26 protein-coding genes, 2 pseudogenes and 1 riboswitch are annotated in these 23,731 nt (G+C 59.8%); of the genes and pseudogenes, 13 read left to right on the forward strand and 15 right to left on the reverse strand.

Annotated features, from left to right (window positions below; genetic code table 11):
- Position 1: 1 nt before the first annotated feature.
- Genes ureE through ABLV64_RS21610 form a run of 5 tightly spaced genes read right to left on the reverse strand, consistent with a single transcriptional unit; the run spans position 2 to position 3,650 of the window.
- A complete protein-coding gene (gene ureE / locus ABLV64_RS21590) occupies positions 2 to 478 on the reverse strand; it encodes an urease accessory protein UreE (protein ID WP_017899736.1) in 477 nt (158 codons plus the stop codon).
- A 9-nt stretch (positions 479 to 487) separates the two neighbouring features.
- Positions 488 to 2,191 carry an urease subunit alpha gene (gene ureC / locus ABLV64_RS21595; RefSeq protein WP_017899737.1) on the reverse strand — a complete coding sequence of 568 codons (1,704 nt, stop codon included), beginning with the start codon at positions 2,189 to 2,191 and terminating at the stop codon, positions 488 to 490.
- On the reverse strand, positions 2,184 to 2,504 hold the full coding sequence (locus ABLV64_RS21600) for an urease subunit beta (RefSeq protein ID WP_004205259.1): 321 nt from the start codon (positions 2,502 to 2,504) through the stop codon (positions 2,184 to 2,186). Before ABLV64_RS21600 ends, ureC begins: the two co-directional genes overlap by 8 nt.
- Before the next feature lie 9 nt (positions 2,505 to 2,513).
- Entirely contained in the window at positions 2,514 to 2,816 is a 303-nt protein-coding gene (locus ABLV64_RS21605) for an urease subunit gamma (RefSeq protein ID WP_002916871.1), read from the reverse strand.
- 9 nt (positions 2,817 to 2,825) lie between these two features.
- Positions 2,826 to 3,650 carry an urease accessory protein UreD gene (locus tag ABLV64_RS21610; protein WP_117263801.1) on the reverse strand — a complete coding sequence of 275 codons (825 nt, stop codon included), beginning with the start codon at positions 3,648 to 3,650 and terminating at the stop codon, positions 2,826 to 2,828.
- Between ABLV64_RS21610 and ABLV64_RS21615 the strand changes: the two genes are divergently transcribed.
- On the forward strand, positions 3,640 to 3,786 hold the full coding sequence (locus ABLV64_RS21615) for a hypothetical protein (protein WP_032426100.1): 147 nt from the start codon (positions 3,640 to 3,642) through the stop codon (positions 3,784 to 3,786). The two genes, ABLV64_RS21610 and ABLV64_RS21615, sit on opposite strands and share 11 nt — an antisense overlap.
- 10 nt (positions 3,787 to 3,796) lie before the next feature.
- Here ABLV64_RS21615 and ABLV64_RS21620 read toward each other — a convergent pair.
- Positions 3,797 to 3,898: pseudogene (locus ABLV64_RS21620) on the reverse strand (hypothetical protein); the annotation flags it as partial.
- Positions 3,899 to 4,047: 149 nt separating this feature from the next.
- Positions 4,048 to 4,665: a glycerol-3-phosphate 1-O-acyltransferase PlsY gene (plsY, locus tag ABLV64_RS21625; protein ID WP_004205257.1), complete on the reverse strand. Its 618-nt coding sequence runs from the start codon at positions 4,663 to 4,665 to the stop codon at positions 4,048 to 4,050.
- A gap of 107 nt (positions 4,666 to 4,772) precedes the next feature.
- Between plsY and folB the strand changes: the two genes are divergently transcribed.
- Together folB and bacA are read left to right on the forward strand one after the other, a co-directional pair.
- Entirely contained in the window at positions 4,773 to 5,156 is a 384-nt protein-coding gene (folB, locus tag ABLV64_RS21630; RefSeq protein WP_004150923.1) for a bifunctional dihydroneopterin aldolase/7,8-dihydroneopterin epimerase, read from the forward strand.
- 198 nt (positions 5,157 to 5,354) lie between these two features.
- Positions 5,355 to 6,176 carry an undecaprenyl-diphosphate phosphatase gene (gene bacA / locus ABLV64_RS21635; protein ID WP_004205255.1) on the forward strand — a complete coding sequence of 274 codons (822 nt, stop codon included), beginning with the start codon at positions 5,355 to 5,357 and terminating at the stop codon, positions 6,174 to 6,176.
- A gap of 11 nt (positions 6,177 to 6,187) precedes the next feature.
- Here the strand turns inward: bacA and ABLV64_RS21640 are convergent, their stop codons facing one another.
- Together ABLV64_RS21640 and ABLV64_RS21645 are read right to left on the reverse strand one after the other, a co-directional pair.
- A complete protein-coding gene (locus ABLV64_RS21640; RefSeq protein WP_017899740.1) occupies positions 6,188 to 7,429 on the reverse strand; it encodes a multifunctional CCA addition/repair protein in 1,242 nt (413 codons plus the stop codon).
- A 61-nt stretch (positions 7,430 to 7,490) separates the two neighbouring features.
- Positions 7,491 to 8,111 (reverse strand): TIGR04211 family SH3 domain-containing protein, encoded by a 621-nt coding sequence (locus ABLV64_RS21645; protein WP_004205252.1) that lies wholly within the window; start codon positions 8,109 to 8,111, stop codon positions 7,491 to 7,493.
- A gap of 214 nt (positions 8,112 to 8,325) precedes the next feature.
- Here ABLV64_RS21645 and ABLV64_RS21650 point away from each other — a divergent pair, with 214 nt between their 5' ends.
- From ABLV64_RS21650 to hldE, 3 genes are read left to right on the forward strand one after another with little or no spacing between them, the layout of a single operon-like run.
- Positions 8,326 to 9,624, forward strand: coding sequence for an inorganic triphosphatase (locus tag ABLV64_RS21650; protein ID WP_023319168.1), 1,299 nt, complete (start codon positions 8,326 to 8,328; stop codon positions 9,622 to 9,624).
- Positions 9,625 to 9,644: 20 nt separating this feature from the next.
- The gene (gene glnE, locus ABLV64_RS21655; protein ID WP_004205250.1) at positions 9,645 to 12,482 is read left to right on the forward strand and encodes a bifunctional [glutamate--ammonia ligase]-adenylyl-L-tyrosine phosphorylase/[glutamate--ammonia-ligase] adenylyltransferase; all 2,838 of its coding nucleotides are present in this window, start codon (positions 9,645 to 9,647) and stop codon (positions 12,480 to 12,482) included.
- A 58-nt stretch (positions 12,483 to 12,540) separates the two neighbouring features.
- A complete protein-coding gene (gene hldE, locus ABLV64_RS21660; RefSeq protein WP_064187774.1) occupies positions 12,541 to 13,974 on the forward strand; it encodes a bifunctional D-glycero-beta-D-manno-heptose-7-phosphate kinase/D-glycero-beta-D-manno-heptose 1-phosphate adenylyltransferase HldE in 1,434 nt (477 codons plus the stop codon).
- Positions 13,975 to 14,054: 80 nt separating this feature from the next.
- On the opposite strand, the pseudogene ABLV64_RS21665 reads toward hldE, so the two are convergent.
- A pseudogene (locus ABLV64_RS21665) lies at positions 14,055 to 14,201 on the reverse strand (hypothetical protein); the annotation flags it as partial.
- Here ABLV64_RS21665 and glgS point away from each other — a divergent pair.
- Entirely contained in the window at positions 14,193 to 14,390 is a 198-nt protein-coding gene (glgS, locus tag ABLV64_RS21670) for a cell surface composition regulator GlgS (protein ID WP_004205248.1), read from the forward strand. The pseudogene ABLV64_RS21665 and the gene glgS sit on opposite strands and share 9 nt — an antisense overlap.
- Before the next feature lie 34 nt (positions 14,391 to 14,424).
- On the opposite strand, the gene ABLV64_RS21675 is transcribed toward glgS, so the two are convergent.
- On the reverse strand, positions 14,425 to 14,697 hold the full coding sequence (locus tag ABLV64_RS21675; protein WP_004174355.1) for an accessory factor UbiK family protein: 273 nt from the start codon (positions 14,695 to 14,697) through the stop codon (positions 14,425 to 14,427).
- Between the two features lie 120 nt (positions 14,698 to 14,817).
- Positions 14,818 to 14,969, forward strand: a riboswitch (FMN riboswitch).
- Positions 14,970 to 15,074: 105 nt separating this feature from the next.
- Between ABLV64_RS21675 and ribB the strand changes: the two genes are divergently transcribed.
- Entirely contained in the window at positions 15,075 to 15,728 is a 654-nt protein-coding gene (gene ribB, locus ABLV64_RS21680) for a 3,4-dihydroxy-2-butanone-4-phosphate synthase (RefSeq protein WP_004205247.1), read from the forward strand.
- Positions 15,729 to 15,791: 63 nt separating this feature from the next.
- On the opposite strand, the gene zupT is transcribed toward ribB, so the two are convergent.
- A complete protein-coding gene (gene zupT, locus ABLV64_RS21685; protein WP_017899746.1) occupies positions 15,792 to 16,562 on the reverse strand; it encodes a zinc transporter ZupT in 771 nt (256 codons plus the stop codon).
- Positions 16,563 to 16,748: 186 nt separating this feature from the next.
- Here zupT and ygiD point away from each other — a divergent pair, with 186 nt between their 5' ends.
- Complete coding sequence (gene ygiD, locus ABLV64_RS21690; RefSeq protein WP_004205244.1) at positions 16,749 to 17,540, forward strand: 4,5-DOPA dioxygenase extradiol; 792 nt, start codon at positions 16,749 to 16,751, stop codon at positions 17,538 to 17,540.
- A 44-nt stretch (positions 17,541 to 17,584) separates the two neighbouring features.
- On the opposite strand, the gene ABLV64_RS21695 is transcribed toward ygiD, so the two are convergent.
- The 3 genes from ABLV64_RS21695 to tolC form a co-directional block, all read right to left on the reverse strand.
- Entirely contained in the window at positions 17,585 to 18,745 is a 1,161-nt protein-coding gene (locus ABLV64_RS21695) for a glutathionylspermidine synthase family protein (RefSeq protein WP_017899748.1), read from the reverse strand.
- A gap of 5 nt (positions 18,746 to 18,750) precedes the next feature.
- On the reverse strand, positions 18,751 to 19,422 hold the full coding sequence (locus tag ABLV64_RS21700; RefSeq protein WP_002916849.1) for a DUF1190 family protein: 672 nt from the start codon (positions 19,420 to 19,422) through the stop codon (positions 18,751 to 18,753).
- 167 nt (positions 19,423 to 19,589) lie between these two features.
- Entirely contained in the window at positions 19,590 to 21,050 is a 1,461-nt protein-coding gene (tolC, locus tag ABLV64_RS21705) for an outer membrane channel protein TolC (protein WP_017899749.1), read from the reverse strand.
- A 196-nt stretch (positions 21,051 to 21,246) separates the two neighbouring features.
- On the opposite strand from tolC, the gene nudF reads away from it, so the two are divergent.
- Genes nudF through yqiA form a run of 4 tightly spaced genes read left to right on the forward strand, consistent with a single transcriptional unit; the run spans position 21,247 to position 23,725 of the window.
- Entirely contained in the window at positions 21,247 to 21,879 is a 633-nt protein-coding gene (nudF, locus tag ABLV64_RS21710) for an ADP-ribose diphosphatase (protein ID WP_004205241.1), read from the forward strand.
- On the forward strand, positions 21,876 to 22,298 hold the full coding sequence (locus tag ABLV64_RS21715) for a DUF1249 family protein (protein ID WP_004205239.1): 423 nt from the start codon (positions 21,876 to 21,878) through the stop codon (positions 22,296 to 22,298). The genes nudF and ABLV64_RS21715 overlap by 4 nt, the downstream gene beginning before the upstream one ends.
- A gap of 24 nt (positions 22,299 to 22,322) precedes the next feature.
- Positions 22,323 to 23,150: a 3',5'-cyclic-AMP phosphodiesterase gene (gene cpdA / locus ABLV64_RS21720; protein WP_004205237.1), complete on the forward strand. Its 828-nt coding sequence runs from the start codon at positions 22,323 to 22,325 to the stop codon at positions 23,148 to 23,150.
- Complete coding sequence (gene yqiA / locus ABLV64_RS21725; RefSeq protein WP_004205236.1) at positions 23,150 to 23,725, forward strand: esterase YqiA; 576 nt, start codon at positions 23,150 to 23,152, stop codon at positions 23,723 to 23,725. The genes cpdA and yqiA overlap by 1 nt, the downstream gene beginning before the upstream one ends.
- The last annotated feature ends 6 nt before the right edge of the window (positions 23,726 to 23,731 follow it).

Raw genomic sequence — 23,731 nt, forward strand, 5'->3', positions numbered from 1 at the left:
GCTAGTGGCTGTGAGCGTGGTGGTCATGATGAGCATGATGATGACCGTGGCTTTCGCTGGCGTAAGCGCCGGCTTCCGGCTCGAACGGCAGCTGGCCAAAGGTCACCGTCAGGCCGAACTGGCGCAGCATATCGTCCAGCACGTGATCGTGATGGTAGCGCAGCTCGCCCGGCATAATCTGCAGCGGTACGTGACGGTTGCCGAGGTGATAGCAGGCCTTCGCCAGCATAAACGGGTCGTCGCAGCGCACCACCGACACCCCTTCATCAGCGGCAATCACCTGCACAAATTCGGTGCCGTCTTCGTTACTCAGCACATCGCCGCCGCGCAGCAGCAGGCCGCGGGGCAGCAGCAGACCGGCTTCCCGGCCATCGTTGAGGGTAACTTTTACCCGGCTTTTGACGCGAACATCAATCGGCAGCGTAACGCTGGCGGTCGCGGCGGCGGGGGTCTCCAGACGTTGAGTTAAATAAAGCATCCGCACTCCTTAAAACAGAAAATAACGTTGCGCCATCGGCAGAACCTCTGCCGGCTCGCTGGTGATGAGTTCGCCATCCACTCGCACCTCATAGGTCTGCGCGTCGACGGTGATGTTAGGCTGCAGGCTGTTGTGCACCATGTCGGCTTTCTGCACCGTGCGGCAGCCTTTCACCACGGCAATCGCGCTGCGCAGGTTCAGCCGCTCGGCTACGCCATGGTCCGCCGCTGCCTGCGACAGGAAGGTGAGGCGGCAGTGATGGCGGGCGCTGCCCAGCGCGCCAAACATCGGACGGTAGTGTACCGGCTGCGGGGTCGGAATAGAGGCATTGATATCGCCCATCGGCGCGATGGCGATCATGCCGCCCTTGATCACGGTGGCCGGTTTCACGCCGAAGAAGGCAGGCGACCAGACCACCAGGTCCGCCAGCTTACCCACCTCAATGGAGCCGACTTCGTGCGCGATGCCGTGGGTCAGCGCCGGGTTGATGGTGTATTTGGCGATGTAGCGCTTCACGCGGAAGTTGTCGTTATCCCCGGTCTCCTCCGCCAGCGCGCCGCGCTGCACCTTCATGCGGTGCGCCACCTGCCAGGTGCGGAGAACCACTTCTCCGACGCGGCCCATGGCCTGCGAATCGGAGGAGGTGAGCGAGAAGGCGCCAAGGTCGTGCAGCACGTCTTCTGCGGCGATGGTTTCCCGGCGAATGCGCGACTCGGCAAAGGCCACGTCCTCGGCGATGTCCGGGTCCAGATGGTGGCAGACCATCAGCATATCGAGATGTTCGTCGATGGTGTTGAGGGTGTAGGGCAGCGTTGGGTTGGTGGAGGACGGCAAAATGTTCGGGTGGGCGCAGGCGGTGATGATGTCCGGCGCATGGCCGCCGCCGGCCCCTTCGGTATGAAAGGTGTGAATGGTGCGCCCGCCGATGGCGGCAAGGGTATCTTCCACAAAACCGGACTCATTGAGGGTGTCGCTGTGCAGGGCGACCTGAATATCCATCTCATCGGCGACGGTTAATGCGCAGTCGATCGCCGCCGGGGTGGCGCCCCAGTCCTCATGGATCTTCAGGCCAATAACGCCCGCCGCCACCTGCTCGCGTAGAGCGTCCGGCTGAGAAACGTTGCCCTTGCCCAACAGGCCGATATTAACCGGCAGGCTGTCGGCCGCCTGCAGCATGCGTGAGATATACCATGGCCCCGGGGTGCAGGTGGTGGCATGGGTACCCGCCGCCGGGCCGGTGCCGCCGCCGACCATGGTGGTCACGCCGGAGACCAGCGCCTCTTCCGCCTGTTGCGGACAGATCCAGTGAATATGGGTATCGATCCCGCCGGCGGTGACGATTTTTCCTTCGGCGGCAATCACTTCCGTCGCGGCGCCGATGGGGATGGTGACGTTGGGCTGGATGTCGGGGTTGCCGGCTTTGCCGATGGCGAAGATCCGGCCGTCCTTCACGCCGATATCGGCCTTAACGATGCCCCAGTGATCGACGATCAGCGCGTTGGTGAGCACCAGGTCAACACAGTCGGCGGCCAGCATCTGTCCCTGGCCCATCCCGTCGCGGATCACTTTGCCGCCGCCGAATTTGACCTCTTCCCCGTAGGTGGTCAAATCGTCCTCCACCTCGATCCACAGCTCGGTGTCGGCCAGGCGCACCTTATCGCCGACGGTGGGGCCGAACATGTCGGCATAGGCCTGGCGTGAAATATTACTCATCGTTTGCCTCCAGTGGGCCCATGACTTCGCTGCGGAAGCCGAAGACGGCGCGGTGACCGGCGAAGGCCACCAGCTCAACCTCGCGTTTCTGGCCAGGTTCAAAGCGTACCGCCGTGCCGGCCGGGATATTCAGGCGATAGCCGGTGGCCTGCTGACGGTCGAACTTCAGCGCCGGGTTGACCTCGGCGAAATGGTAGTGCGAACCGACCTGAATCGGCCGATCGCCGTGGTTTTCAACGACCACGCGACAGGTCGCCCGGCCGGTGTTGAGGGCTATCTGGCCGGGCTTAACGTGATATTCACCAGGGATCATGGCGCTGCCTCAGATAATCGGGTTGTGAACGGTGACCAGCTTCGAGCCGTCCGGGAAGGTGGCTTCGACCTGGATATCCGGGATCATTTCCGGGACGCCTTCCATCACCTGCTCGCGGGTCAGGACGTGACGACCTTCCTCCATTAGCGAGGCCACGCTTTTGCCGTCGCGGGCGCCTTCCATAATAAAGGCGCTGATCAGGGCCACGGATTCCGGATAGTTGAGCTTCAGGCCGCGGGCCAGGCGGCGTTCCGCCACCAGCGCGGCGGTAAACAGCAACAGCTTGTCTTTTTCTCGGGGGGTCAGTTCCATAACGTTCTCTTAAGTCAGCCAGATTCGGGGGAGTACGGGGGACTTGCCGGTGAGATGAGGGCGCAGAAACTGCCAGACGTCGCGCATCACCTGCTGGCAAATCAGATTATCGTCGCTGAGGAAGCGCACCGTCAGCAGGTGATCGGTCAGGCTGGCGCCGGCGTAGAGGCCGAGCGGCGCCAGCGCGTCGCGCACCCCGTCGAGCAGGGCATCGGTTGCCGGATAGCACAGCAGCGTGCCGACCCAGGGACGTCCAGCGATGCTGGAGAGCTCTCCCTCCTGCAGGTGCAGGCGCTCGACCAGCAGCGGCTCATCGTCCACCCATACCTCCAGCCGGTTGCTGAGGGTGCCGTGGCTGAAGGTTTCGCCGATCACCGGGCGGCCAAGGCAGAGCAGATCCCAGGCCAGCAGGGTGCTGGAGGCACACAGGTGAAAGGTGGTGGACAGCCGGGCGTTCGCCCCGGGAAAGAAGATGGCATCCTGCGGGAGCCACTCCAGGGTCGCCTGCGGGGCGAGGATCAACTGCTGGCGCAAAAGTGCTTGTGCGCCGCTGCTGCGGTAAAACTTGCTGGCGCCAGGCATGGTTATCAGGGTATGGCAGCCGGGATCAAGGTGGGCGCTAATCGTCAGTTCATCACCGCCGACGATGCCGCCGGGGGGGTGAAGCAGATAGAGGTGACAGGTCTCTTCTTCAGGGTAAAACGGGCGCTGGACGGTCAGCGGGCCGACGTGTTGGGCGCTGGCGAGAACGGTCTTGCCGCCGGCCTGCTGAAAGCGCAGATCCAGCGTGGCCTGCCAGCCTTTTTTGAGTGGTGGTAACACGGTGCCGTGCAATGTTGCGCCCCTGCAAAATCAAGATAAAACAGCAGCAATGAGTATTGATCGGCGGGAGATTATCCCGGTCATACGAAACGCTTATGTCATCTGTTACCCGCAGCGTCGCATTGGGCGCGAGGGGAAAGCGGCATAACCGCTCCGGATTATTCACCCGGATAATCATTGCCGTCAATATCCTGATCCGCTGCCTGGCCGCGGCGGAAAAGGCGCCAGCGGGAGGGACGCCGCGCCGCTGGTCGCTGGCGTGATTTTTGCTGTGGGTCACCGCTAACGCATTGTTACAAAAGAGGGATGTGGTGAAGATCGCCAATCATGACGACGTAAGGCGAAAAGGCGGGTGAGACAGGTAAATAGAAGCGGGGATCCCTCCGGCTGGCGGGGCCGGGAGGGGAGATTACTTCTCTTCTGGCGTTTTTTTCTTCTTCACACGCGTCCAGATTTTGCTCTCCTGGCGGCGCCACAGACGCTGAATGTTGTCGTGATGGCGCAGGAGGATCAGGCAGGAGAGCATCGACACCGGGAAGGTGTACTGCGGTTTAAACCACCAGACGTAGAACGGAGCGATCAGCGCGCTGACGATAGCGCCAAGGGAAGAGTAACCGCTGAGCAGGATGGTCAGCAGCCAGGTCCCGGCCATCACGCCGGTCAGGTCGAGGCCGATGGGGGCGATAGCGCCGAAGGCCGTGGCGACGCCTTTACCGCCGCGGAAATGAAAGAAAACCGGCCAGATATGGCCCACGCAGGCGGCAATCGCCACTAAACCCAGCCAGAACGGCGTCAGGCCCAGCGCCCAGGCGCCCCATACCGGCAGCATGCCCTTCAGCACATCAAAAATAAGTACCGCTACGGCCGCCCCTTTTCCGCCAATTCGTAGTACGTTAGTGGCCCCGGGGTTGCCTGAGCCGCTGTCGCGTGGGTCGGGCAGGCCAGCAAGGCGACATACCAGAATGGCGCTGGAAATGGAGCCGCAGAGGTAGGCGAGGAGTACCAGTCCAGGCGCGATTGCACTCATAACGCTGTTCCGTTTTGAAAATGTCGTTGTATTCTCTGCATCTGTGGATAATACGCATAATTCGCCGGAAGTGGTATCCGGTTTAGCTAAAAAGCAGGCAGGGCGTGATGGATATTGTATTTATAGAGCAACTTTCGGTAATCACCACCATTGGTGTTTATGACTGGGAACAAACCATTGAGCAGAAGCTGGTGTTCGATATCGAAATTGCATGGGATAACCGCAAGGCGGCCGCCAGCGATGATGTCAGCGATTGCCTCAGCTATGCTGATATCAGCGAGCGCGTCATCGCGCATGTTGAGGGGGGAAAATTCGCGTTAGTGGAGCGGGTGGCGGAAGAGGTGGCCGACCTGCTGCTGGAGACATTCCAGTCGCCATGGGTGCGCATTAAAGTCAGCAAACCTGGCGCCGTGGCTCGCGCGGCAAACGTCGGGGTGATTATTGAACGTGGCCTTAATCTGAAACAAAACTTTTCAGGTCATACTTGTTAAACAAATTGCGTTTATACCGGTCATAGCATCCGGTCATCAGGCAATTTTACTGGCGATCTTCTACCAGAACGGCAGGCGAATCCTTGTGTACGCCGTGTATGCTGCGGATTGCGCGCCCTCTGGCAGTCGGGTTGTGCCTGTTGAACGATACCGTGTTCCTGGTTTTTTTCATTTTACTTTTTTAAAGGGTTTAATTGGATGAGCGATATACACTCGCTGCTGGTGGCGGCAATATTGGGTGTGGTTGAGGGGTTGACAGAGTTTTTACCTGTTTCCAGTACCGGTCATATGATTATTGTTGGTCACCTGCTGGGGTTTGAAGGTGATACGGCAAATACCTTTGAAGTGGTTATTCAGCTAGGCTCGATACTCGCCGTGGTGGTCATGTTCTGGCGTCGCCTGTTCGGCCTGATCGGCATCCATTTCGGCAGGCCGCCGGAGCACGAAGGTAAAGGCAGCGGTCGCTTGTCGCTTATCCATATCCTTCTCGGCATGATCCCCGCGGTGGTGATGGGGCTTATTTTCCACGACACCATTAAATCTTTGTTTAACCCGGTAAACGTGATGTACGCCCTGATTGTCGGCGGTGTGCTGTTAATTGCGGCGGAAGTGCTGAAGCCGAAACAGCCGCGCGCGGTCGGGATTGACGATATGACCTATCGTCAGGCGTTCGTTATCGGCTGCTTCCAGTGCCTGGCGCTGTGGCCGGGCTTCTCCCGCTCAGGGGCGACCATCTCCGGCGGCATGCTGATGGGCGTCAGCCGCTACGCGGCGTCGGAATTCTCATTCCTGCTGGCGGTACCGATGATGATGGGCGCCACGGTGCTGGACGTCTACAAGAGCATCGGCTTCCTCAACATGGGCGATGTCCCGATGTTTGCCGTCGGCTTCGTGATGGCGTTTATCGTGGCGCTGATTGCGATTAAAACCTTCCTGCAGCTGATCAAACGGATCTCGTTCATTCCGTTCGCTATCTACCGCTTTATCGTCGCGGCAGCGGTTTACGTGGTCTTCTTCTAAGGCCTGCGCCCTCAGCCTTGCGGCTGGGGGCAACGCTGTTCCTTCCACTGCGCCACCGCCGCAATTCTCCGCCGCGTCAGCTCCTCGCGAATTTCCGCCCCTTTAAACCCCGCCGCCACCACCTCTTTGGTGGAGACCGACCGCGCCACTTCCCAGGCCTCTAATAGCAGGCGCCCCTGCGGATAATCGCTAGCCTCGAAACCGGTGCGCCCGCGAACGTCGGCTTCGCTGGTGAGGGCGATCTGCTGCACGCGCTGCGGTTTACGCCAGGCGTCAATGCTGTCGAAGAGTTTGACGAGGGTTTTCGGCTGCAGGATCGGCAGGGTGTGGATCAGATCATGATACTCCGCCACCAGTTTCGCGAGATCGCGGATATCGTTCGGCACCCGCAGACGCGCGCAGAGCTGTTCCACTAGCTTGACTCCCGCCGGGCCATGGCCGTGGTGACGCGGCCAGAGCGCTTTCGGCGTCAGCCCTTTGCCGAGGTCATGGCATAGGGTGGCGAAGCGCACATCGACGTCCGGCGACAGCATCGCGGCCATCGTGACGGTCATCAGGGTGTGCAGGCCGGTGTCGATTTCCGGGTGCCATTTGGCCGGGGCCGGCACGCCGTACAGTGCGTCAATCTCCGGGAACAGCACCTTGAGGGCCTGGCAGTCGCGCAGCGTCTGAAAAAAGACCTGCGGGTTGCGGGTGGTCAACGCGCTTTCCGTCTCTTTCCACACCCGCTCCGGCGTTAAATGGGCCAGTTCGCCGGCCTCAACCATGGCGGCCATCAGGGTCTGGGTCTCTTCGGCAATGCGAAAACCGAGATGGGCATAGCGGGCGGCAAAGCGCGCCACGCGCAGCACGCGCAGCGGATCTTCGCTAAAGGCGGGGGAGACATGGCGCAGCAGACGCTGGCGGAGATCGTTTTGTCCGCCGTAGGGATCGATAATTGCGCCGTCGGCATCCTGGGCGAGGGCGTTGACCGTCAGGTCACGGCGCAGCAGATCCGCTTCGAGGGTGACGTCCGGGGCGGCATAGCAGGTAAAACCGGTATAGCCTGCGCCGGATTTGCGCTCGGTGCGGGCCAGGGCATACTCTTCCCGGCTTTGCGGATGAAGGAACACGGGAAAGTCGCGGCCTACCTGCTGATAGCCCGCGTCAAGCATCTGTTGCGGGGTGGCGCCCACCACCACCCAGTCTCGGTCTTTGACCGGCAGTCCTAACAGCGCGTCGCGCACCGCACCGCCGACCAGATAACTCTTCACGCCTGATTCTCCCGTATCTGTTTTTTGCAAGATGATACGTAAGTCTGGCAGAGAAGACGAATTAGTTCATCCACCGGTCTTTACGTTTGCGGCTTGGCACCAGATGCGGCAGAACCAGACCCAGCAGCAGACCGACGCCCAGCACGCCGCCGCCGTACATAAACCACTGCATGATAATGGTGCGCTGTTTGTCATCAAGCTGCAGATTCGCCGCATTCACCTTCTTCTGCGCGACAACCAGCTCGTTTTTCAACTTTTGGTTCTCGTCTTTCAGCGCGTTGATCACGCTGTCGCTGCCGGCGACTTTCTTCTGCATATCCGCCGTGCGCTGGTTCCAGGTGGCGTCGATATTATTCAGCTTATCGGTCAGCGTTTTGACCTGGTTTTCCAGATCCGGGACGCGGGTGCGCAGGCTGGGCTCGTTGCTCAGCTCTTTCAGCGGGATCCAGGCAGTACGCCCATTGGCGTCGCGGATCTGCGCGTAGCTGGTGCTGTCGTTGGTTTGCAGCACCGCCACTTCTTCCCCGGCGTTGATGGTGCCGACCAGACGATAATTATCGCCCGGGCCGCTGCGAACCCAGGTGTTAAGCTCATCGGAAACGTAGCGCTTTTCTTCTGCGTGAACCGCCGTGGCGGCGCTAAGCGCGAGCAAAGTAAAAGTAATCAGGCGTAATTTTGGCATCAGGTCATCGTTTGGTCATAAAAAGTGGAACGATAGTAGAGGCATCGCCAGAGCGACGCAAAGTTTTCCGCCACAATCGGAATCATCCAGGAGGTGGCCCGGCAAAAAGCGCGTTGCATGGCGATTCGCCGCAAAATACTATCTACTGACAAAAAATATCGTCGTAAGTTCGCCGCAATTTGTCGGCGCAGCACAGAAGCGGAAGAATTCAGTCATGGCTCAAGAAATCGAACTTAAGTTTATCGTCGCTCAGGATGGGGTAGAGACGCTGCGCGAGCAGCTCAATGCGCTCGAGGCGAAACATACGCCCGCGGGCCAGTTGCTGAACATTTATTACGAAACCGCCGATAATTGGCTGCGTCGTCACGACATGGGGCTGCGCATCCGCGGCGATCAGGGCCGTTATGAAATGACGCTGAAAATCGCCGGTCGGGTGGTGGGCGGCCTGCACCAGCGCCCGGAATACAATATTCCCCTGGATAAACCGGAGCTGGCGCTTGAGCGCCTGCCGGCGGAGGTCTGGCCGCAAGGGGAACTTCCGACCGCGCTGGCGGAGCATGTCCAGCCGCTGTTCAGCACCGATTTTGCCCGTGAACGCTGGGTGATCCAGGAAGGAAAGAGTGAGATTGAGATTGCCCTCGATCGCGGCGAAGTGAAGGCGGGCGAGCATCAGGAGCCGATCTGCGAGCTGGAGCTGGAGTTGCTCGCCGGGGAGACCGCCGATCTGCTGCGCTTCGCGCATCGTTTGCTGGAGAGCGGCGTCCTGCGTCAGGGGAGCCTGAGCAAAGCCGCGCGCGGGTATCATCTGGCGCAAGGCAACAATGAGCGCCCGGTGGCCCGGCTGGCGGTGCTGCCGGTGGCGGCGAAGGCCAGCGTGGAGCAGGGGCTGGAGGCGGCGCTGGAGAGCGCCCTGGCGCACTGGCTGTATCACGATGAGGTCTGGCTGCGCGGCAACGCGAAAGCTAAAGCGGAAATCCTGCTGGCGTTGGCCCGCGTGCGCCATGCCCTCGTGCTGTTCGGCGGCATCGTGCCGCGGAAGGCGACCACCCACCTCCGCGCCTTGCTGAACGACGCCGAAGCCGCGCTGCTGGCCGCGGACACCGCCGAGGAGGCGTTATTCCGCACCGAGGTCGTCGCCGCCAAACTGGCGCTGACCGAATGGCTGGTCCAGCGCGGCTGGCGTCCGTTCCTCAACGAGGCGGGAGAGAAAAAAATAGCCGGATCGTTCAAACGGTTTGCCGATATTAACCTCTCGCGGGTGGCGGCCGAGCTGCGCAGCGCCGTGCAGCATCTGGCGGTTGAAGATGCCGCCGACCAGTTGCCGAAGCTGTCCCGCGATATCGACAGCGTCCAGCTGCTGGCGGGCGCCTATGGCGACGCCGTCGCGCCGTGGCTGGAGAACTGGCAGGAGCTTCAGCGTGCGATAGAGCATGACGACCGCAGCGTCTTTGAATATTTCCGTCGCCAGGCGCTGGCTGCCGAGCCGTTCTGGCTGCATAGTGGAAAACGATAATTACAGGCCAGGGAGCCCCTATGATGCCGCTTTCTTCGCAGTTACAGCAGCACTGGCAGACGGTCGCTGACCGCCTGCCAGCGGATTTTCCCGTCGCCGAACTGAGCCCGCAGGCCCGGTCGGTGATGGCGTTCAGTGATTTTGTCGAACAGAGTGTGATCGCCCAGCCAGGCTGGCTGAACGAGCTTGCGGACTCCTCGCCGGAGGCGGAAGAGTGGCGGCATTACGAGACCTGGCTGCAGGATCGCCTGCAAGCGGTGGCTGACGAAGCGGGGTTGATGCGAGAGCTGCGTCTTTTCCGCCGCCAGATGATGGTCCGCATTGCCTGGGCGCAGGCGCTGTCGCTGGTAAGCGAAGAAGAGACGCTGCAGCAGCTGAGCGTCCTGGCAGAGACCCTGATTGTCGCCGCTCGCGACTGGCTGTATGCCGCCTGCTGTAAGGAGTGGGGAACGCCCTGCAACGCTGAGGGTCAGCCGCAGCCGCTGCTGATCCTCGGGATGGGAAAGCTGGGCGGCGGCGAGCTGAACTTCTCTTCCGATATCGATCTGATTTTTGCCTGGCCTGAGCATGGCGCCACCCGCGGCGGCCGCCGCGAGCTGGATAACGCCCAGTTCTTTACCCGCCTGGGGCAGCGGCTGATCAAGGCGCTCGACCAGCCGACGCAGGACGGCTTTGTCTATCGGGTGGACATGCGCCTGCGACCGTTTGGCGACAGCGGGCCGCTGGTGCTCAGCTTTGCGGCACTGGAGGATTATTACCAGGAGCAGGGCCGGGACTGGGAACGCTACGCGATGGTGAAAGCGCGGATCATGGGCGATAACGACGACGCCTACGCCAGCGAGCTGCGCGCGATGCTTCGCCCCTTCGTCTTCCGCCGCTATATCGACTTCAGCGTGATCCAGTCGCTGCGTAACATGAAAGGGATGATCGCTCGCGAAGTGCGGCGTCGCGGGCTGAAAGACAACATCAAGCTCGGTGCCGGCGGGATCCGTGAAATTGAGTTTATCGTGCAGGTCTTTCAGCTGATCCGCGGCGGTCGCGAACCTGCGCTGCAGCAGCGGGCGCTGCTGCCGACGCTGGCGGCGATTGATGAGCTGCATCTGCTGCCGGAAGGCGACGCGGCGCTGCTGCGCGCGGCCTATCTGTTCCTGCGCCGGCTGGAAAATCTGCTGCAGAGCATCAACGATGAGCAGACCCAGACTCTGCCGCAGGATGAACTGAACCGCGCCAGGCTGGCGTGGGGGATGCATACTGACGACTGGGAGACGCTGAGTGCGCAGCTGGCGAGCCATATGGCCAGCGTGCGGCGGGTGTTTAATGAGCTGATCGGCGATGATGAGGCTCAGTCGCCGGATGAGCAGCTCGCCGAGTACTGGCGCGAGCTGTGGCAGGATGCGCTGGAAGAAGATGACGCCAGCCCGGCGCTGGCGCATTTAAACGACGCCGACCGCCGCAGCGTGCTGGCGCTGATTGCCGATTTCCGTAAAGAGCTGGATCGGCGCACCATCGGCCCGCGCGGCCGCCAGGTGCTGGATCAACTGATGCCGCATCTGCTGAGCGAAATCTGCTCGCGCGCCGATGCGCCGCTGCCTCTGGCTCGGATCACGCCGCTGTTGACCGGGATCGTCACTCGCACCACCTATCTTGAACTGCTGAGCGAATTCCCCGGCGCGCTGAAGCACCTGATTACGCTCTGCGCCGCGTCGCCGATGGTCGCCAGCCAGCTGGCGCGCCACCCCCTGCTGCTTGATGAGCTACTGGATCCCAACACCCTCTATCAGCCGACGGCGACCGATGCCTATCGCGATGAGCTGCGTCAGTATCTGCTGCGGGTGCCGGAAGAGGATGAAGAGCAGCAGCTGGAGGCATTGCGCCAGTTCAAGCAGGCGCAGCAGCTGCATATCGCCGCGGCGGATATCGCTGGCACGCTACCGGTGATGAAGGTTAGCGATCACTTAACCTGGCTTGCCGAAGCCATCCTCGACGCGGTGGTGCAGCAGGCATGGGGACAGATGGTGGCCCGCTACGGCCAGCCGACCCATCTGCACGATCGCCAGGGGCGCGGCTTCGCCGTCGTCGGCTACGGCAAGCTCGGCGGCTGGGAGCTGGGCTACAGTTCCGATCTCGACCTGGTGTTCCTCCATGACTGCCCGCCGGAGGTGATGACCGACGGCGAGCGGGAGATCGACGGCCGTCAGTTCTACCTGCGGCTGGCTCAGCGGATCATGCATCTGTTCAGCACCCGCACTTCGTCCGGTATTCTCTACGAAGTTGACGCCCGGCTGCGCCCTTCCGGCGCGGCGGGGATGCTGGTCACCACCGCCGACGCGTTTGCCGACTATCAGCAGAACGAAGCCTGGACATGGGAGCATCAGGCGCTGGTGCGCGCTCGCGTGGTCTATGGCGACCCGGCGCTGCAGGCGCGATTTGACGCCATTCGGCGCGATATTCTGACCACCGTGCGGGATGGCGCGACCCTGCAGACCGAGGTTCGCGAGATGCGCGAGAAGATGCGCGCCCACCTTGGCAACAAACATGCCGATCGTTTTGATATCAAAGCCGATGCCGGTGGGATCACGGATATTGAATTTATTACCCAGTATCTGGTCCTACGCTATGCCAGCGACAAGCCAAAGCTGACCCGCTGGTCTGATAACGTGCGTATTCTCGAGCTGCTGGCGCAGAACGACATCATGGACGAGGAGGAAGCGCGAGCTTTAACGCACGCGTACACCACCTTGCGTGATGCGCTCCATCACCTGGCCCTGCAGGAGCTGCCGGGACACGTGGCGCCGGAGGCATTCAGCCGGGAGCGTGAGCAGGTCAGCGCCAGCTGGCAGAAGTGGCTGATGGCTTAACTATAAAATCGGGTGTGCTATTATCGCGCGCAAAGTTTGCGTCTCGCAGGAGAGAGTCATGAAAGTAACGCTGCCGGAGTTTGAACGTGCAGGAGTGTTGGTGGTGGGTGATGTGATGCTGGACCGCTACTGGTACGGCCCCACCAGTCGTATTTCCCCGGAAGCCCCGGTGCCGGTGGTGAAGGTGGAAAATATCGAAGAACGTCCTGGCGGCGCGGCAAACGTAGCGATGAACATCGCCTCCCTGGGGGCGACGTCGCGCCTGGTGGGATTGACCGGGATTGATGACGCCGCTCGCGCGCTGAGCCAGGCGCTGGCCAACGTCAATGTGAAGTGCGACTTCGTCTCCGTCCCGACTCACCCGACCATCACCAAGCTGCGGGTGCTGTCGCGCAACCAGCAGCTGATCCGCCTCGACTTTGAAGAGGGCTTCTCCGGCGTTGATCCGCAGCCGATGCACGAGCGCATTCAACAGGCGCTGGGCGCCATTGGCGCGCTGGTTCTCTCGGATTACGCCAAAGGGGCGCTGACCAGCGTCCAGACGATGATCAAGCTCGCCCGTGAAGCAGGCGTGCCGGTGCTGATCGATCCGAAAGGTACCGATTTCGAACGCTATCGCGGCGCAACGCTGCTCACCCCGAACCTCTCTGAGTTTGAAGCGGTGGTGGGCAAGTGCCAGGATGAAGCGGAGATCGTTGAGCGCGGCATGAAGCTTATCGCCGAATTCGAACTGTCAGCGCTGCTGGTGACGCGCTCAGAGCAGGGGATGACGCTGCTGCAGCCGGGGCGTCCGCCGCTGCATATGCCGACCCAGGCTCAGGAAGTGTACGATGTCACCGGCGCCGGCGACACGGTGATTGGCGTACTGGCGGCGACCCTGGCGTCCGGCAACACCCTGGAAGAGGCCTGCTATTTCGCTAACGCCGCGGCGGGCGTGGTGGTCGGTAAGCTGGGGACCTCCACCGTTTCCCCTGTCGAGCTGGAAAACGCGGTCCGCGGGCGGGCTGAGACCGGCTTTGGCGTGATGAGCGAAGAAGAACTCAAACAGGCGGTTGCGGCGGCGCGCAAGCGCGGCGAGAAAGTGGTGATGACCAACGGCGTCTTCGACATTCTGCACGCCGGCCATGTCTCCTATCTGGCGAATGCGCGCAAACTGGGCGACCGTCTGATCGTGGCGGTCAACAGCGATGCCTCCACCAAACGACTGAAAGGCGAAACCCGCCCGGTAAACCCGCTGGAGCAGCGGATGATCGTGCTGGGGGCGCTGGAGGCGGTCGACTGGGTGGTCTCCTTCGAAGAAGATACACCGCAGCGCCTGATTGCCGGGATCCTGCCGGATCTGCTGGTGAAAGGCGGCGACTACAAACCGGAGCAGATCGCCGGCAGTGAAGAGGTCTGGGCGAACGGTGGCGAAGTGCTGGTGCTCAACTTTGAAGATGGTTGCTCAACCACCAACATTATTAAGAAAATACAAAAAGATAGCGAAAAATAACCGTTTCGTTATTCCCCCGCCATAACGGTGCGGCATCACGGCCTGCGATAGCGATATCGCGGGCCGTTTTTATTTAATGATGTGGAAAATGATTTGGCGCAATAAATAATCATATTAAGCGCATTTTTCGTACAAATGGCGTTAAGGTAAGCGTAAATACTGAAGTGAGTAAAAGGCATATGACTGATCAGAACATCCACCGCTGAAGGAGTATGCGCATGAACCATAACGACATGTATTCAATGAAGAATTTTGATTTTTTGGCACGAAGTTTCGCCAGAATGCACGCCCAGGGCCAGCCAGTTGATCTTCAGGCCATCGTCGGCAATATGGATGAAGAACATCGTGAATGGTTTTGCCAGCGCTATGAACTGTACTGCCGTCAGGTCAACAGCCCGGCGGAAGCCGCACACTAAGCCAACGCAAACGGGCCCCTGAGGGCCCGTTTTTTTACTGCTGCTCTTCGCTGCCAGGCGTCGTCGCCGGGCGGTTTTCGAGGTCATTCAGGCGCTGTTCCAGCAGCGCCAGTTTTTCGCGGGTCCGCAGCAGAACCTGAGTCTGCACGTCAAACTCTTCGCGGCTGACCAGGTCCAGACGGGTCAGCTGCGACTGCAGCGCCTGGCGGATTTTCTTTTCAACATCCTCACCCAGATCGCGAAGTCCTTTTGGCATCGACTCATGGACCTGGCGGGCGATTTGTTCAATTTTTTTCGGGTCAATCATGGTGGTTTCCTGCTCGGGTCGGATGATTGATCATTGTAGTGCGAACCAGGCCGCCTATAAACCAGAAATGTTTGAAGCTTATGCATTGCCGAGGATAGTCAATAGCGTTATAGTTATCTCGCTTATTCTCAGGGCGGGGCGAAATTCCCCACCGGCGGTAAATCAACCACGGCGTTGAAAGCCCGCGAGCGCTTCCCGTGACTACGGGAAGGTCAGCAGATCCGGTGTAATTCCGGGGCCGACGGTTAAAGTCCGGATGGGAGAGAGTAACGGCACAGTCGGGCCCAGGCCCGCTCGCGTTGACTTTTGCCGCTAAACCGGCGCTCCTAAGACTGCCCTGATTCTGGTAACCATAATTTTAATGAGGTTTTTTTACCATGAATCAGACGCTCCTTTCTTCTTTTGGTACCGCTTTTGAACGTGTGGAACACGCTTTGGACGCCCTGCGCGAAGGCCGCGGCGTGATGGTGCTTGACGATGAAGACCGTGAAAACGAAGGCGATATGATCTTCGCCGCCGAAACCATGACCGTAGAGCAGATGGCGCTGACCATTCGTCACGGCAGCGGCATTGTGTGCCTGTGCCTGACCGAAGATCGCCGCAAACAGCTGGATCTGCCGATGATGGTGGAGAACAACACCAGCGCCTACGGCACCGGCTTTACCGTCACCATCGAAGCGGCGAAAGGCGTGACCACCGGCGTTTCCGCTGCTGACCGCGTGACCACCGTCCGCGCGGCGATTGCCGACGGCGCGAAACCTTCCGATCTCAACCGTCCTGGCCACGTTTTCCCGCTGCGGGCGCAGCCGGGCGGCGTACTGACCCGCGGCGGCCACACCGAAGCCACTATTGACCTCGTGACCCTCGCTGGCTTCAAACCGGCAGGCGTGCTGTGCGAGCTGACCAATGACGATGGCACCATGGCGCGCGCGCCGGAGTGCATCGCGTTCGCTCAGCAGCACAATATGGCGGTGGTCACGATTGAAGATCTGGTGGCCTATCGTCGCGAACATGAGCGTAAAGCCAGCTAATCAGCGGCTCACAACGCCAGTGAAAACAGCCCGCTTATTAGTGGGCTGTTTTGTTTCTGTGCCTTAACCGATGCCCATCGTCTGGAGCACCACCAGACTCAGCCCCATCACCGACATCCCGCACAGGACGCCATAGCTCGGGTTGCTTTGCGGATCGATCTCTTTCGCCAGCGGCATCAGTTCATCGACCGACAGCGCCACCATAATCCCGGCGACGGCGGCCATGATTGCGCCCATGACCATCGGCGAGACCAGGCTACCCAGAATCAGCCACGCCAGCACGCCGCCCAAAATCTCCGCCATGCCGGAAAGACCGGCCCAGAGCACCGCCTTACTGCGCGATCCGGTGGCGGCATATACCGGCCCGGCAACGGCCAGTCCTTCAGGAATATTGTGCAGGGCGACGGCAAGCGCCACACCCATGCCAAGCTCGAGGTTGTTGCTGGCCGTGACATAGGTGGCGATCCCTTCCGGAAAGTTATGCAGGCTGATACCCAACGTCAGCAGAATGGCGGTGCGGCGTAAATTGCGCGGGCGCGGCGCGGCGGGGGTCATCAAATCCTGCGGGTGGGCATGCGGCAGCAGGCGATCGAGACCAAAGTAGCCCAGCAGGCCGAAAACAAACATTCCGTAGCCGAGCAGCGGCGACATGTCCTCGGCGGCCAGCGCGGCAGGCAGCATTTCCATCAACGAAATCAACAGCATGATCCCGGCGGCAAAGCCGAGGGAGAAGCCCAGCAGGCGGTTAGAAGGTTTCTGGCCAATCACGCCGAAAATGGCGCCTATAAAGGTTGCGCTACCGGCTAACAGCGTCAATATTAAGGGTGATGACATCGCTTCTCTCCCTGCGAAAATAAGTGCATAGGAGTATATTGCCTGAGGATGCGCGTACGGGACAGCTCCCTTTACCGCGAATTACATTCAAATTTTCTGACGATCATCATCATGGTTATCTGAGTTTATCCTGGCGCAAAAGCGCGTAATGTGAGCACATCACATTGACACCCTAAGGATATCATCATGTCCCGTACCCGAATGCCCGCGTTGTTTCTCGGCCATGGCAGCCCAATGAACGTGCTGGAAGACAACCGCTATACCCGCGCCTGGGCTCACCTGGGCGAAACCCTGCCGCGTCCGAAAGCGATCGTGGTGGTCTCTGCGCACTGGTTCACGCGCGGTACGGGCGTGACGGCGATGGAGGCCCCGAAGACCATTCACGACTTTGGCGGTTTCCCGCAGGCGCTGTATGACACCCATTACCCGGCGCCGGGCTCCCCGGCGCTGGCGCAACGGCTGGTGGAGCTGCTCTCGCCGGTGCCGGTCACTCTCGATAAAGAAGCCTGGGGATTTGACCATGGCTCGTGGGGCGTGCTGATCAAGATGTATCCGCAGGCGGATATCCCGATGGTTCAGCTGAGCATCGACAGCACCAAACCGCCGGCCTGGCATCTCGAAATGGGGCGAAAGCTGGCCTCGCTGCGTGATGAAGGGATTATGCTGGTGGCCAGCGGCAACGTGGTGCACAACCTGCGTACCGCCCGCTGGCATGGCGAGAACACGCCGTATCCGTGGGCGGAGTCCTTCAACAACTACGTGAAGGCGAATCTGCAGTGGCAGGGCCCGGACGATCAGCACCCGCTGGTTAACTACCTGGCACACGAAGGGGGCTCGCTCTCCAACCCCACGGCGGAGCATTTCCTGCCGCTGTTATACGTGCTGGGGGCATGGGATGGCGTTGAGGCGATTTCGACCCCGGTCGATGGCATCGAGATGGGTTCGCTGAGTATGCTGTCGGTGGTGGTTGGCGCCTGATAAAAATTGAGCTCCGGCGGCGGTATCGTCGCCGGAGCGCGACATTATTCGACGAAAATGTGCGGATAGAAACGCGACAGATCCTGGGTAATCAGCGCCCGGTCTTCACGAATGCCGATCCCGGCGGGCTGATCGTTGATGAGCCAGCTGCCAATCAGCGTGTAGCTGTCACCAAACTTCGGCAGCGGGTAAAATTCCTGCACGATAGTGCCTTCTTCCCCATACGGACCTTCCACCGACTCCACCACCTTGCCCTGTTCAACGATCGACACGTTGGCGCCTTCGCGGGAGAAGATCGGCTTAATGACGTACTTCTCCATCTCCGGATGGGCATCTTCGCTGAAGTAAGCCGCCAGCAGATTCGGGTGATTGGGGAACATTTCCCACAGCATCGGCAGCAGCGCTTTGTTGGAGATGATGCTCTTCCACGCCGGCTCCAGCCAGCGAACGCCGGCGTCTTCCAGCTTGGTGGAGAACATCTCCCGCAGCATAAACTCCCACGGATAGAGCTTGAACAGGTTGCCAATCACCTGATCCTGGAGATCGGTAAACTGGCCTTTTTCACCCAGCCCAATATCTTCGATGTAGAGGAATTCCGTCGCCAGCCCCGCCTCGGCGGCGCAATCCTGCAGATATTGCACGGTGCCGCGATCTTCAACGGTATCGCGGCAGCAGGCCATATGCAGCAGCTGGAAGCCAAACTGCTCGCGCAGCTCACCGAAGCGATCGATCAGCTTCTCCTGCAGGCTATTGAACTGGTCGCTGCCCGCCGGCAGCTTGCCGGCGTTGAGCTGGTCTTCCAGCCAGATCCACTGGAAGAAGGCCGCTTCATACAGCGAGGTCGGCGTGTCGGCATTGTTCTCCAGCAGCTTCGGCTCGCCGACGCCATCCCAGGCCAGGTCGAGACGTGAGTAGAGTGACGGCTGGTTGGTTTTCCACGACTGGCGCACAAAGCCCCAGGTGTGTTTAGGGATGCGGAATTTGGCCATCAGCTCATCGCTGGCGATCACTTTTTCCACCACCTGAAGACACATCTGATGCAGCTCGGCGGTGACCTCCTCCAGCTTTTCCACCTGGGCGAGGCTCAGCTTGTAATAAGCCTCTTCGCTCCAGTAAGGCTCGCCGTACATGGTGTGGAAGTTGAAGCCGTATTCGGTCGCTTTCTCGCGCCAGTCCGGGCGCTCGGTAATGCTGACTCTTTCCATGTTGCTTAGCCGCCCATTGAGCGAGAAGAAGAGGTTGAGCCTGCGGCGCTACGCTGCATAGTCGACTGCTTCGCCACCGACTCGCCGAAGCCCCCGCGGGTGACGGTCGTGGTGGTTGCCGGTTTCGGCGCCATCGCGGTTTTCGGCACGTTCATGGTGCGGCCCGGCTGGGCGGCGCCATAGCTCTTACCGCTGGCGTCAGTGTACTGACCGTAGGCCGGGCTGGCAGGGTTTTTGGAGCTGAACAGCGGCTGCTGTTGCGCCATGCCGCCGCCCATCAGGCGGCCCATCATGTAGCCGGCCATCAGCGGCATCCAGAAGCTGCCGCTGCTTTGCGCCTGGGCCTGGTTTTCCGGGGCGACGCCCGCCTGGGCAGGCGTTTGCTGGCACTGACCTTCGCCAAACTCGGCGACGCAGTCTTCGCGGGTGGCATATTTCGGCGCGGTGCGCTCTGCCTCTTTCACCGCGTTGGTGTAGGCCGTGGTGCATTCGGCTGCTTTGCCCGGGTTGGCGGCGGAGCAGTCATCGGCGTTCTGGTACAGCGAGACCGTTTCGTCGCTTTTTTCACAACCGGCAAGCATAAAGACCGCGGTGACGGCCAGGGCGACCGGCGTCAGGTGACGTGCGCTCCAGCTTTTGCGGAACGACGAATGATTAATATTTTTTGTCCGTTTCATATTTGTCTTCCAGGACCCAGTGGTATGGCGTGTGTTAACGCTCAGGATAGAGGATGAGTGGTGGAAAATGAAGCGAAGAGGGGCGCTAAGCGGGGGATCTTTACGTTGCCTTACGTTTAACGCATCGCCTGTCCGACGGACAGGCGATGCGCGTCACAGTATGAAAATTACTGACGGAACGGATTGCTGCCGCTGCTATGGGTCGTCGTCCGTGCGGACGCCGGCTTCATAGCCGCAGTCGTGTTGCCGTAACCATCGGCAGTGGCATCCTGCTGCGGATTCTCCGGCGCGACGCTGTCGGCAGAGGTCGAGATCGGTTTGCCCAAGGTGTTGTTCAGGGCGATCAGATCCTGCTCGTTCAGCGTACCTAACGCCGACTTGATGTTCAGCTCGTTGATCAGGTAGTTGTAGCGCGCATTAGAGAGCTGCTGTTTGGCGTTGTACAGCGTGGTGGTGGCGTCGAGGACGTCAACGATAGTACGGGTACCCACCGAGTAGCCAGCTTCCATCGCATCCAGGGAGCTTTGCGCAGAGACCACCGCCTGTTTGTAGGCGTTGATGCTGCTGATAGAGGCATTCACGTTGTTAAACGAAGAACGCACGGTCTGGACCACGCTGCGGTGAGCGCTTTCCAGCTGCTCGCTGGCGCCGACGAAATTGTACTGCGCCTGTTTGACCTGCGAGTTAACCATCCCGCCCTGGTACAGCGGCAGGGAGAAGCTCAGGCCGATTTTGTTCTGACCGATATCAGCATCTTGCGAGGTGCTTTTTGAGCCGCTGTAGCGGTTGTTGGAAACGCCAGACGAGGCGTTTAAATCCAGGGTCGGCAAATGGCCGTCCTGCGCCTGGCGAATCTGCTCGCGGGCCAGGTCCTGATTCAGACGCGCCTGCAGCAGCGACAGGTTGCGGTTCTCCGCTTCCTTCAGCAGGGCGTTCACCGCCTGCGGTTTGCTGGTTTTGAAGCCGTCTACGTTCAGGGAGGCCAGCTCCGGGTAGTAGTTGCCGGTAACCTGGCGCAGCTCTTCCACGGCGTTGTCGAGATCGTTACGTGCGGTCACTTCGTTCGCCAGCACGGCGTCGTATTGTGAACGGGCGTTCTGCACGTCGGTGATCGCCACCAGACCGACGTTAAAGCGCTGGGTGGTTTGATCCAACTGGCGGTAAATTGCCTGTTTCTGCGCTTCGGTATAAGAGAGCGTGTCGATGGCGGCCAGCACTTTGAAGTAGGCCGTCGCGGTATTCAGAATCAGCGTTTGCTGATCGGTCTGATACGTGACATCCTGAATGCCTGCCGCTTTTTCCTGCAGCGTCAGGGCGCGCCATTTCGACATATCAAACAGAACCTGCGTTAACTGCAGCGAGCCGCTGGTGACGTTAGAATTCTGGTCTTTATAATCACGGAAGCCGCTGGTATAGGTATAATCCGCTCCCAGCCCGAGCTGAGGCAGTAATGGACTGCGCGCTTCGTTGATCTTTTCGAATGCGGCGTCACGATCGGCTGCCGATTTACGCAGATCGGGGTTGCTGATGCGCGCCTGCTGGTAAACCTGAAGCAGGTTTTCCGCCTGGCTCATGGCGCTGAACCCGGTCAGGCTCAGGCCGATAAGAATGGGGAGCAATTTCTTCATTTGCATTCCTTGTTGTGAAGCATTTAGCGCTGGTCTAATTCTAAGAAAAATTCCGCTGATTGTATCGATTCTGCCGCCGTAAAAAGTTGGCGTTACGTGCCATCCGGCGGTAATTTGCACCAATCTAACATACGGACCGTAAAACGGTAGCCAAACGGTCTGGAAATCCCTCATTTCGGATTAGCAGGACATAACAATGAGCAAACCCATCCACCAGGGAATTACCTTCTCCAAAAATGATGTAGAAATTATTGCACGCGAAACGCTGTATCGTGGTTTTTTTTCACTCGATTTATACCGTTTTCGCCACCGCCTGTTTAACGGCGGCATGAGCGGCGAAGTCACCCGTGAAATTTTTGAGCGCGGGCATGCCGCCGTCTTGCTACCCTTTGACCCGGTGCGGGACGAAGTGGTGCTGGTCGAACAAATCCGTATCGCCGCCTATGATACCAGCGAGAGCCCGTGGCTGCTGGAAATGGTCGCCGGCATGATCGAGGCGGGTGAGACGGTGGAAGATGTCGCCCGTCGGGAAGCGCTGGAAGAGGCCGGGCTTGAAGTTGGGCGGACGAAACCAATATTAAGCTATCTGGCCAGTCCTGGCGGCACCAGTGAACGGTTATCGATCCTGGTGGGCGAAGTTGATGCATCGACGGCAAAAGGCATTCACGGCCTGGCCGAGGAAAATGAGGATATTCGGGTGCATGTGGTAAGCCGGGAGCAGGCTTACCAGTGGGTAGAAGAGGGGAAAATCGACAACGCAGCCTCTGTCATCGCCTTGCAATGGCTGCAATTGCATTATCACAATTTACGAAACGAGTGGACAAAATGAAGCGTTATACACCTGACTTCCCTGAGATGATGCGCCTGTGCGAGACCAATTTCGCCCAGTTGCGCCGCCTGTTGCCGCGAACGGATGCAGCGGGTGAGAAGGTGAGCTATCAGGTGGGAAGCGCGCAATATCGGTTAACGATAACGGAATCAACCCGCTACACTACTCTGGTGGCGATAGAGCAGACTCTGCCAGCGGTGAGCTACTGGAGTCTGCCATCCATGACCGTTCGCCTCTACCATGACGCCATGGTGGCCGAAGTGTGTTCGAGTCAGCAGATCTTTCGCTTCAAAGCGCGATATGATTATCCTAATAAAAAGTTGCATCAACGCGACGAAAAGCATCAAATTAACCAGTTTCTGGCCGACTGGCTGCGTTACTGTTTAGCACATGGAGCGATGGCGATTCCGGTTTGTTAGCGTCGTTAAACCTAAGGACACCATTTGGAAAGCCTGTTAAACCTACCTCTGGCTGGTGAGGCCAGAGTCAGGATCTTACAAATTACTGATACTCACCTGTTTGCTGAAAAACATGAAACGTTGTTAGGCATCAATACCTGGGAAAGCTATCAGGCCGTACTGTCGGCCATTCATGCCTCACAGCGTCCATGCGATTTGATCGTCGCAACAGGCGATCTGGCGCAGGATCACTCCTCCGCGGCCTACCAGCATTTTGCTGAGGGCATCGCGAGTTTTGCTGCACCCTGCGTCTGGCTACCGGGCAACCATGATTTCCAGCCGGCGATGTACAGCACCCTGCAGGAGTCGGGCATTTCCCCCGCCAAGCGCGTGTTTCTCGGCGACCACTGGCAGATCCTGCTGCTGGATAGCCAGGTGTTTGGCGTTCCCCATGGTGAGCTGAGCGACTTCCAGCTGGAATGGCTCGAACATAAGCTGGCGGAGGCGCCGGAGCGTTATACCTTACTTCTGCTGCATCATCATCCGCTGCCGGCCGGCTGCAGCTGGCTGGATCAACACAGTCTGCGCAACGCCGGCGCGCTGGACAGCGCGCTGAGCGCCTGGCCGCGGGTGAAGCATCTGCTGTGCGGCCATATTCATCAGGAACTGGATCTCGACTGGAATGGCCGACGTATGATGGCGACGCCGTCGACCTGCGTTCAGTTCAAGCCGCACTGCGCCAATTTCACCCTCGATACGGTGTCGCCGGGCTGGCGCTGGCTGGAGCTTCACCCTGACGGAACGCTGACCACCGAAGTGTGCCGCCTGGAAGGCGCGGCGTTTCATCCGGATATTGCTTCAGAAGGCTACTGATGGCGACGCTTCTTTATCTGCACGGCTTTAACAGTTCCCCGCGCTCGGCGAAGGCGACGGCGTTAAAGACCTGGCTGGCGCAGCACTATCCTGAGATCGCCATGGTGGTGCCTGAGCTGCCGCCTTACCCGGCGGAAACGGCGGAGCTGCTGGAGTCCATCGTGCTGGAGCACGGCGGCGAACCGCTGGGGGTCGTAGGGTCGTCGCTGGGCGGCTACTACGCCACCTGGCTGTCGCAATGCTTTATGCTGCCAGCGGTCGTGGTTAACCCGGCGGTGCGGCCGTTTGAGCTGCTGAACAATTTTCTCGGCCACAATGAGAATCCGTACACCGGGCAGCAATATGTGCTAGAGTCTCGCCATATTTACGATCTCAAAGTCATGCAAATCGACCCGCTCGAAGCGCCGGATTTACTCTGGCTGCTGCAGCAGACCGGGGATGAAGTGCTTGATTACCGCCAGGCCGTTCATTACTACGCCTCCTGCCGGCAGACGGTGGAGGAGGGCGGTAATCACGCATTTGTCGGCTTTGACGATCATTTCACTCAGATTATCGAATTTCTCGGCCTGCGCTAAACGGCC

It is taken from the genome of Klebsiella sp. JB_Kp031 (assembly GCF_040064295.1).
Taxonomy (GTDB): Bacteria; Pseudomonadota; Gammaproteobacteria; order Enterobacterales; family Enterobacteriaceae; genus Klebsiella; species Klebsiella quasipneumoniae.

Excerpts from the sequence above, each read along its gene's own strand:
- ureE (WP_017899736.1), bottom strand. The coding sequence starts at position 478 with ATGCTTTATTTAACTCAACGTCTGGAGACCCCCGCCGCCGCGACCGCC.
- ureC (WP_017899737.1), bottom strand. The coding sequence starts at position 2,191 with ATGAGTAATATTTCACGCCAGGCCTATGCCGACATGTTCGGCCCCACC.
- ABLV64_RS21600 (WP_004205259.1), bottom strand. The coding sequence starts at position 2,504 with ATGATCCCTGGTGAATATCACGTTAAGCCCGGCCAGATAGCCCTCAAC.
- ABLV64_RS21605 (WP_002916871.1), bottom strand. The coding sequence starts at position 2,816 with ATGGAACTGACCCCCCGAGAAAAAGACAAGCTGTTGCTGTTTACCGCC.
- plsY (WP_004205257.1), bottom strand. The coding sequence starts at position 4,665 with ATGAGTGCAATCGCGCCTGGACTGGTACTCCTCGCCTACCTCTGCGGC.
- folB (WP_004150923.1), top strand. The coding sequence starts at position 4,773 with ATGGATATTGTATTTATAGAGCAACTTTCGGTAATCACCACCATTGGT.
- bacA (WP_004205255.1), top strand. The coding sequence starts at position 5,355 with ATGAGCGATATACACTCGCTGCTGGTGGCGGCAATATTGGGTGTGGTT.
- ABLV64_RS21645 (WP_004205252.1), bottom strand. The coding sequence starts at position 8,111 with ATGCCAAAATTACGCCTGATTACTTTTACTTTGCTCGCGCTTAGCGCC.
- ABLV64_RS21650 (WP_023319168.1), top strand. The coding sequence starts at position 8,326 with ATGGCTCAAGAAATCGAACTTAAGTTTATCGTCGCTCAGGATGGGGTA.
- glnE (WP_004205250.1), top strand. The coding sequence starts at position 9,645 with ATGATGCCGCTTTCTTCGCAGTTACAGCAGCACTGGCAGACGGTCGCT.
- hldE (WP_064187774.1), top strand. The coding sequence starts at position 12,541 with ATGAAAGTAACGCTGCCGGAGTTTGAACGTGCAGGAGTGTTGGTGGTG.
- glgS (WP_004205248.1), top strand. The coding sequence starts at position 14,193 with ATGAACCATAACGACATGTATTCAATGAAGAATTTTGATTTTTTGGCA.
- ABLV64_RS21675 (WP_004174355.1), bottom strand. The coding sequence starts at position 14,697 with ATGATTGACCCGAAAAAAATTGAACAAATCGCCCGCCAGGTCCATGAG.
- ribB (WP_004205247.1), top strand. The coding sequence starts at position 15,075 with ATGAATCAGACGCTCCTTTCTTCTTTTGGTACCGCTTTTGAACGTGTG.
- zupT (WP_017899746.1), bottom strand. The coding sequence starts at position 16,562 with ATGTCATCACCCTTAATATTGACGCTGTTAGCCGGTAGCGCAACCTTT.
- ygiD (WP_004205244.1), top strand. The coding sequence starts at position 16,749 with ATGTCCCGTACCCGAATGCCCGCGTTGTTTCTCGGCCATGGCAGCCCA.
- ABLV64_RS21695 (WP_017899748.1), bottom strand. The coding sequence starts at position 18,745 with ATGGAAAGAGTCAGCATTACCGAGCGCCCGGACTGGCGCGAGAAAGCG.
- ABLV64_RS21700 (WP_002916849.1), bottom strand. The coding sequence starts at position 19,422 with ATGAAACGGACAAAAAATATTAATCATTCGTCGTTCCGCAAAAGCTGG.
- tolC (WP_017899749.1), bottom strand. The coding sequence starts at position 21,050 with ATGAAGAAATTGCTCCCCATTCTTATCGGCCTGAGCCTGACCGGGTTC.
- nudF (WP_004205241.1), top strand. The coding sequence starts at position 21,247 with ATGAGCAAACCCATCCACCAGGGAATTACCTTCTCCAAAAATGATGTA.
- ABLV64_RS21715 (WP_004205239.1), top strand. The coding sequence starts at position 21,876 with ATGAAGCGTTATACACCTGACTTCCCTGAGATGATGCGCCTGTGCGAG.
- yqiA (WP_004205236.1), top strand. The coding sequence starts at position 23,150 with ATGGCGACGCTTCTTTATCTGCACGGCTTTAACAGTTCCCCGCGCTCG.